The sequence below is a fragment of the Herbaspirillum lusitanum P6-12 genome, from assembly GCF_000256565.1.
In the GTDB taxonomy this organism is placed as follows: domain Bacteria; phylum Pseudomonadota; class Gammaproteobacteria; order Burkholderiales; family Burkholderiaceae_D; genus Herbaspirillum; species Herbaspirillum lusitanum.
On sequence record NZ_AJHH01000708.1, the window covers coordinates 1 to 7,869 of the forward strand.

General features: G+C 61.1%; 4 protein-coding genes. 1 reads left to right on the forward strand and 3 read right to left on the reverse strand.

Annotated elements, in window-relative coordinates:
- Window positions 1-201: 201 nt before the first annotated feature.
- The 3 genes from rluB to HLUSI_RS0122995 form a co-directional block, all read right to left on the reverse strand.
- Window positions 202-2,208 (reverse strand): 23S rRNA pseudouridine(2605) synthase RluB, encoded by a 2,007-nt coding sequence (rluB, locus tag HLUSI_RS0122985; RefSeq protein ID WP_016836175.1) that lies wholly within the window; start codon window positions 2,206-2,208, stop codon window positions 202-204.
- Window positions 2,195-3,211, reverse strand: coding sequence for an SMC-Scp complex subunit ScpB (scpB, locus tag HLUSI_RS0122990; RefSeq protein WP_029363919.1), 1,017 nt, complete (start codon window positions 3,209-3,211; stop codon window positions 2,195-2,197). The genes rluB and scpB overlap by 14 nt, the downstream gene beginning before the upstream one ends.
- Window positions 3,212-3,678: 467 nt before the next feature.
- Window positions 3,679-5,814 (reverse strand): bifunctional diguanylate cyclase/phosphodiesterase, encoded by a 2,136-nt coding sequence (locus tag HLUSI_RS0122995; protein ID WP_016836177.1) that lies wholly within the window; start codon window positions 5,812-5,814, stop codon window positions 3,679-3,681.
- A 387-nt stretch (window positions 5,815-6,201) separates the two neighbouring features.
- Here HLUSI_RS0122995 and HLUSI_RS0123000 point away from each other — a divergent pair, with 387 nt between their 5' ends.
- Window positions 6,202-7,812 carry an FMN-binding glutamate synthase family protein gene (locus HLUSI_RS0123000; protein ID WP_016836178.1) on the forward strand — a complete coding sequence of 537 codons (1,611 nt, stop codon included), beginning with the start codon at window positions 6,202-6,204 and terminating at the stop codon, window positions 7,810-7,812.
- Window positions 7,813-7,869: the final 57 nt, after the last annotated feature.

Consider the following 7,869-nt stretch of genomic DNA (forward strand, 5'->3'; position numbering starts at 1 on the left):
AAAAAAAAAAAAAAATGGGCAGATGCCCATCGTTCTTATCGTTTATTCAACTATGGACCGCTTCACGATGTATTTCACCGTGAAGACACCCCGTTAACTTGCGCATTATAACCGATTACGGTATGTCCGGCAATTCAAGATTGCCGAACATACCGCAGACACCCCGATATTCGCAAAAAAAATACCAGAGCAATCAAAGACTTATCCGCGGCGGCGGCGCTGCTGACCGCCCGCACCCATGCCTTGACCGGGCATGCCACCGCTGCCGCCATTGCGTTGCGGACGATTGTGGCGACGCTGGCCGGCGTCCGGGAAACCCAGCGCGGTCTGCAACGGGTCAGGCTGACGCGGCTTGTTGCCCTGCGGACGGCCACCCTGGCCTTGACCTTGCCCCTGCCCTTGGCGCGAACCTTGACCCTGGCGCGGCCCCTGCCCCTGGCCTTGCCAAGACGGTTGCTGGTCGCGACGCGGACCACGTGGTTGCATGGGGTTGGCGTTGGCGTTGCTGCGCGGCTGACTGTCGCCGTTGACATTGCCATTGCGATTATCGCCGTTGCCATTGCGATTGCCGCTGTTGCCGCCTTTGGACTTGCCCGACGGCGCCTCGGCGCCGCCCGGTTTTTCCAGACCGCACACCGTCAGCAGAGTACGCACGGCGTTTTCTTCCAATTCTTCCCAACGACCGCGTTTCAGGCCTTGCGGCAGCGTCATGACGCCGTAGCGTGTACGGATCAGGCGCGACACGGTCAGGCCGATGGCTTCGAACATGCGGCGCACTTCGCGATTACGGCCTTCGCCGATGGTCACGCGGTACCACTTGTTGACGCCTTCGCCGCCGCCATCGGCGATCTTGGAAAACTGTGCAACGCCGTCATCGAGCTCGACGCCGTGCAACAGTTTCTGGCGCATGCCTTGTTCCAGTTCGCCCAGCGTACGCACGGCGTATTCACGCTCGATGTTGTAACGCGGGTGCATCAGCCGGTTGGCCAGGTCGCCGGAAGTCGTAAACAACAGCAGACCTTCGGTGTTGAAGTCGAGACGACCGACGGCCAGCCATTTGGCTGCCTTCATGTTCGGCAGGCGATCGAATACCGAAGGGCGGCCTTCCGGATCGTTGTGACTGACAATTTCGCCGGCCGGCTTGTGATACACCAGCACGCGCGGAGGCTTCTTGCTGACCTTGCGCTGCAACAGCTTGCCGTTGATGCGGACCTGATCGGTCGGCAGGATGCGCTGGCCGATGTGAGCAGGCTCGCCATTGACCGACACCCGGCCGGCCACGATCAGTTCTTCCATGTCGCGACGCGAACCCAGGCCGGAGTCGGCCAGCACCTTGTGCAGCTTTGGTGCGTCGTCTTCCGACGTCAGGTCGCGGCGGCCGTTCTTGCCGCGCAGCTGATGCGTGCCGCGCGCGCCGCTGCGAGCGCCGTCTTCCTTGTCATAGGCATCGGAGGTGACGAACGAAAACACGTCGTCGCCGGCGTCATGCGAACGCAAACCCAGTTGCGGCGCCTTCGGCTTACCGCCCTTGACGAATGGTTTCTTGCCTTTTTGCTGGCGATTGCGATCCTGGCCCTGACCGTCGCGGCGCGATTCCGCCATGGCCTGGTCGGCTACCGGAACCGGCGCATTGGCATCCACCGAAAGCGGTTGTTCGTCGCCGGCAACGGCATGATGCGGCTCACCTTCGCCGGCTTCAGCGGCGCGCTGTGCGGCGCGATTGTTGCGCAAGGCGCGCGGACCGCGTACACCGCGGCGGGCCGGCTTGGTGCGCGCGCTGTCGGTCGGTGCATCAAGCAGGACCGGCGCGGCAGTGATTTCTTCACCAATGGTGACGATGACCTTGGGCGCTTCCGCCGCAGGCGAAGCGGACTCGGCAACCGGAGCTGGAGCAGGCGCAGTATCAGCGTCGGCAACCACCTTCTTGGCGCGTGGCGCACGCTTCTTCGGTGCGGGCGCATCGGCGGCGACTTCAGCCGCGACCGGTGCAGGCGCGACCGTTTCAGCGGGCGCTTCCGCAGCGACCTTTTTGGCGCGCGGTTTGGCCGGCGCCTTGGCGGGCTTTTCGATCGGCGCAACTTCGGTGGCGACATCTTCCGCCGCGGCCTTCTTGACGCGCTTGCGAGCCGGCTTGACAGCGGTGGCATTATCGGCTGCGGCGCCGAGCAGATCTATCTGCTGATCATCATTGGAACTAGATGGTTTCATTATTTGAATCGCGGTTATTCAGACCGGGCGCGGCGTCACTTGCGTGGCCGGAGGCGAGGTCGTTGGTGTGAATGTCTTCAGCAGAAGCAGGGCTTTGAGCCGGCACTTCTTCGTGATTGGCGACGCTTGGTGCGATGGCATCCACGTCATTCTCGATGTCTTCCCCTGGAATTTCTTCCACGGCAGTTCCGGCAACCGGCTCTTCAGCCACATCGGCGGCTTCAGTTGTTGCATCCGTTGCATCTGTTGTACCCGCCTCGTCGACGGACTCAGCCGATTCGGCAACTTCTTCGGTCGTCAGTTCCGCTGCAATGCCGTCGGCAACTTCGGCAAGCTCGGCCACATCGACAGGTTCGCCGGCGGCTGCAATGGCGGCAGCCTCCGCTTCGCCCTGCGCGAGCAGGTCGGCCTGCATGCCGGCTTCCAGCGCCTGCAATTCCAGCAGCGCGCCCGGATCGACTACGCCGTCCTTGGTCACGGTCTTCAGCGGCGGCAACTGATCCAGCGAAGTCAGGCCGAGGTCGTCGAGGAATTTCCTGGTCGTCGCAAACAGTGCCGGACGGCCGGGCACGTCGCGATGGCCGATAGCCTCAATCCAGGCCCGGTCTTCCAGCAGCTTGACGGTCTGGGTGCTGACCGTCACGCCGCGAATCTCTTCGATGTCGCCGCGGGTGACCGGCTGGCGATAGGCAATGATGGCCAGGGTTTCGAGCGTGGCGCGGGTGTATTTCGGCGGCTTTTCAGGATTCAGGCGATCCAGGTAGACTTTCATCTCGGCCCGGCTCTGGAAGCGCCAGCCGGTCGACAGGCTGACCACTTCCACGCCCTTGTCGATCCAGTCTTCGCGCAGTTCTTCCAGCATTTGCCGGATGATGTCCGCAGTTATTTCACTGGCGGCATCGTCGCCTGAGACATAAAGCTTCTTCAGTTCGTTGATTGATAATGGCTCGTGGGCGCATAGCAATGCTGTTTCGAGGACTTTCTTGGCCTCAATAGTATTCATGTACGACTCGTGTGCGGCTTGTTTAATAAAAGTTCGCGGCTGACTATTCGGATATATCGGATATACGGACTATACGAAGCCTGGCTGCGCGGGTTGAGTTTCATCACAGCGCCAACGGTGCTGCCAGGTTGTCGAACCTGAATATGCTGCTGATGCTGTTGGTGCTGCTTCCCGGCGCTCGATTTATAGGAGGTTGAAGATGAGCGGGAAAATAAGGCTTGGTTGCGAACACAGAATCTTGAGTTCCCAGATTCTCGCACCATTTCAACTTTTGACCTTGCAGGCGGCGCCGAGCTGAGTTTTCGGGTGGCCGGAGGCAAAATGCAAAATATACTGCGCGGAGTTTAGCACAAAGGCCCGGACGGTTGTCGCCTCAATCGTGCATCGTTGCAGCAGTCAGACAGAATTTACAACGTGACTGCGAGGCAACAAATACCGGCTGCCGCATGCTCCCACGGCTGGACGGATCAGCCGGCCGCCTTCTTTTCCAGCTCCAGCCGGCGCGTGAAATCCTCTGCCGGCATCGGCTTGCCAAGCAGATAACCCTGTACCTCATCGCAGCCGTTTTCGAGCAGGAAGTTGTATTGCTCCTGGTCTTCCACCCCTTCGGCAATGACCCGCAGGTTGAGGATGTGACCCAATGAAATCACTGCCTTCACGATCGCCGCACTGTCAGCGTCGCGGGCGATGTCGCGCACGAAGGATTTGTCGATCTTGAGTGCATCCACCGGGAAGCGGCGCAGGTAGCTCAGGCTCGAATAGCCGGTACCGAAGTCGTCCACCGACACCTGCAAACCCAGGCGCTTGAGCGCATTGAGCGTGGCGACGGTCTTCTCGGCATCCTTCATGACCACGTTTTCGGTGATTTCCAGCTCCAGCCAGGCGGCCGCGAGACAGCTCTCGGCCAGCACCTGGCGCACGAACTCGGGAAGATTCTGGTCGAGCTGGCGCGGCGACAGGTTGACCGCCACCGGAATCGGCGCCAGGCCCGCATCCTGCCAGGCCTTGTTCTGGGCGCAGGCGGTGCGCAACACCCATTCGCCGATCGGCACGATCAGGCCGGCTTCCTCGGCAAACGGGATGAAACGGTCCGGCGGCACCATACCCTGGTCGGGCGTGATCCAGCGGATCAGCGCCTCGGCGCCGATGATGCGGCCGCTGGCCAGACTGATCTTGGGCTGGTAGTACAGCAGCAATTCGTCGCGGTCGAGCGCGCGCCGCAGGCTGACCAGCATTTCCAGGCGATTGCTGACCTGCGCATCCATCCAGCCGGCGAAATACTGGAAGTTGTTGCGCCCCAGCTCCTTGGCTTTATACATGGCCGAATCGGCGTTCTTGAGCAGCGTTTCGACGTCGCGGCCGTCGGTCGGGCAGCGGCTTACGCCGATGCTGCAGGTGACATGGAATTCGCGATCGCCCACCACCCACGGCCGCGCCACGGCGGTGAGGATGCGTTGCAGCACTTCGGTGATGCGGTTTTCGTCGGGTTGATTCTGCAGCACCAGCACGAATTCGTCGCCGCCCTGACGCGCCACCATGTCGGTTTCACGCACGCACGACACCAGCCGCTGCGCCACGGTCTTGAGCAGCTCGTCGCCGACCTGATGGCCGAGGCTGTCGTTGATGAACTTGAACTGATCGAGGTCGACGAACACCACCGCCGTCAGCGTGCCCTTTTGCCGCGTGCTCTGGATTGCGCGCTGCAAATGGTTATGCAGCATGGTGCGGTTGGGAAGGCCGGTCAGCGCGTCGTGCGTAGCCTGATGGCGGATTTCGGCTTCATACAGCTTGCGTTCGGTGATGGCTTCGACGGTGCCTTCATAAAACATCAGGGTGCCGGCCTCGTCGCGCACGGCGCGGGCGTTTTCGGAAATCCAGATGATCTCGCCGTCACGGCGGTAGACGCGCGATTCGAAGTTCGACACCGAACCGAACTCGGCCATCATGCGCATGAATTCGGTGCGGCGCTCCGGCTCGACATACAACTGATGCTTGATGTCGCGCAGACTGACGATCAGATCATCCGCCGACTTGTAGCCGTAGATGCGCGCCAGTGCCGGGTTGACCGCGATGTAGCCGCCGTCCGGCGTCGATTGAAACACGCCTTCGATGGCGTTTTCAAAAATGCTGCGGTAGCGCCGTTCCGCTTCCAGTAAGGCCTGATCCGCTGTCTTGCGCGCGGTGACGTCCTGCACGTAGCCTTCCAGCGCATCCAGTGTCCCGGCGGCGTTGTAGATGCCGACGCCGCGCTCCCACACCCAGCGCACTTCGCCGTCGGCGCGCACGATGCGGTATTCGAGCTCGAAGCGGCGCTTGCCGTCCAGGCAGGACTGGATGGTCCGGCGAACTTTTTCGCGGTCTTCGGGATGGGTGATGTCTTCGTAAGAAATACGGTGATTGAACAGCAGCTGTTCCGGTTGATAGCCGGTCAGCTCAAGACATCCCTCGCTGACGAACTCCATGGTCCATTCTTCGTCGTCGCGGCAGCGATAGACCATGCCGTCCAGATTGGCCAGCAGGGTTTCCAGCAAACGTGGAGGCCTGGCGATGGACGTGATGGCGGCGGCGTTGTCTGGCGGAATCACGGAAGCGACGATCTTCATAGGTTCATCAATGGGGTTACACGATCCATGCCACACGGCAATAACGAAAGGGAATGAGCGGAGATTGCAACAGGTTCTGACGGGCTACATTGCATCCAGGCAATGATGAGCGGCCACCCATTTTTTGATCACAATAAGCAATAACAATGCCATTCAACCATCTGGCCCGGTACATCAAGCCCAGCCCAAACTCTTGAGTATGTATATCCACGAAGCAACACCTGTGCCGCTTTCCCGGCAGTTGTCCCTCTCACGCAACGCACCAATCTGGCGCAACCGTGTAGCCTCCGGTGATTGCCGTAAATACCATTCTTTTCGGCCCATGCCACTCCCGTGGCAGCAGTAGAATTCCAACACCGCCTGACAAACAACAAAAAGGACGCTGGTATGTGGGCAACTCGTTACATGATCTTATGGTTCATGATTTTCCTGACGCTGGCGCTCGCCATCCTCGCCTCGGGCCATGTGGTCAGCTGGTGGTGGGCTGCAGCGCCGCTGGCGCTAAGCATGATCGGTGTGCGCGATATCGTGCAACGCCGCCATGCAGTACTGCGCAACTACCCGTTGATGGGCCATTTCCGCTTCTTGTTCGAAGCGATCCGCCCGGAAATCCGCCAGTACTTCTTCGAAGGTGAAAACGACGGCGCGCCGTTCACGCGCAAGAAACGCAGCGTGGTCTATCAGCGCGCCAAGGCCGACGTCGACAGCCGCCCGTTCGGCACCGAGCTCGACGTCAAGCTGGCCGGCTACGAATGGATCGGCCACTCGCTGTCGCCGACCAAGATCGCCAGCCATGACTTCCGCGTCGTCGTCGGCGAAGGCCTCGCGCAACCGTATGCAATGTCGGTCTTCAACGTCTCGGCGATGAGCTTCGGCTCGCTCTCGTCCAACGCCATCCGCGCGCTTAATCAGGGCGCCAAAAAAGGCAACTTCGCGCACGACACCGGCGAAGGATCGATCTCTACCTATCACCGCGAATTCGGCGGCGATCTGGTCTGGCAGATTGCCTCCGGTTACTTCGGCTGCCGCCATCCGGACGGCAGTTTCGACGAAGAGAAATTCGCCGTCCAGGCCAACGCGCCGCAGGTGAAAATGATCGAAGTGAAGTTGTCGCAAGGCGCCAAACCCGGCCACGGCGGCGTGCTGCCGGCGGCCAAGATCACGCCGGAGATTTCCGCCACGCGCGGCATCCCGATGGGCGTCGACTGCATCTCGCCGGCGGTGCATTCATCGTTCTCTTCGCCGATCGGATTGCTGCAATTCATTGAAAAACTGCGCACGCTGTCGGGCGGCAAACCGACCGGCATCAAGCTGTGCGTCGGCCATCCCTGGGAATTCTTCGGCATCGCCAAGGCCATGCTGGAAACCAACATCGTGCCCGACTTCATCACTGTCGACGGCGCCGAAGGCGGCACCGGCGCAGCGCCGCTGGAGTTCACCGACCACGTCGGCATGCCGCTGCAGGAAGGCCTGCTGATGGTGCACAACACGCTGGTCGGCATCGGCATGCGCGACCGCGTCAAGATCGGCGCCAGCGGCAAGATCATCACCGCCTTCGACGTCGCCCGCACGCTGGCGCTCGGCGCCGACTGGTGCAACTCGGCGCGCGGCTTCATGTTCGCACTCGGCTGCATCCAGTCGCAGAGCTGCCACACCGATCGCTGCCCGACCGGCGTGGCGACGCAAAATCCGACGCGCGCCCGCGCGCTGGTAGTGCCGGACAAGGCCGAACGCGTCTACCGCTTCCACCAGAGCACGCTGCATGCGCTGCAGGAACTGGTGCAGGCGGCCGGCTTGCCGCACACCTCGGCGCTGCGTCCGTTCCACATCGTTCATCGCATCAACGACCATGAAATACAACTACTGTCGGAGATGCTCAAATACCTGGAGCCGGGCGACCTGATCACCGGCAATTACCGCTACCAGGTCTACGAAAAATACTGGCCGATCGCACGCGCCGAAAGCTTCCATCCGGAAATCGGCAGCAGCTTCCATTGAGTCGTTTTACGTGACGCGGCCACGACGGTCGCGCCAATGAAAAACGCCCGCAATGAT

Excerpts from the sequence above, each read along its gene's own strand:
- HLUSI_RS0123000 (WP_016836178.1), top strand. The coding sequence starts at position 6,202 with ATGTGGGCAACTCGTTACATGATCTTATGGTTCATGATTTTCCTGACG.
- scpB (WP_029363919.1), bottom strand. The coding sequence starts at position 3,211 with ATGAATACTATTGAGGCCAAGAAAGTCCTCGAAACAGCATTGCTATGC.
- HLUSI_RS0122995 (WP_016836177.1), bottom strand. The coding sequence starts at position 5,814 with ATGAAGATCGTCGCTTCCGTGATTCCGCCAGACAACGCCGCCGCCATC.
- rluB (WP_016836175.1), bottom strand. The coding sequence starts at position 2,208 with ATGAAACCATCTAGTTCCAATGATGATCAGCAGATAGATCTGCTCGGC.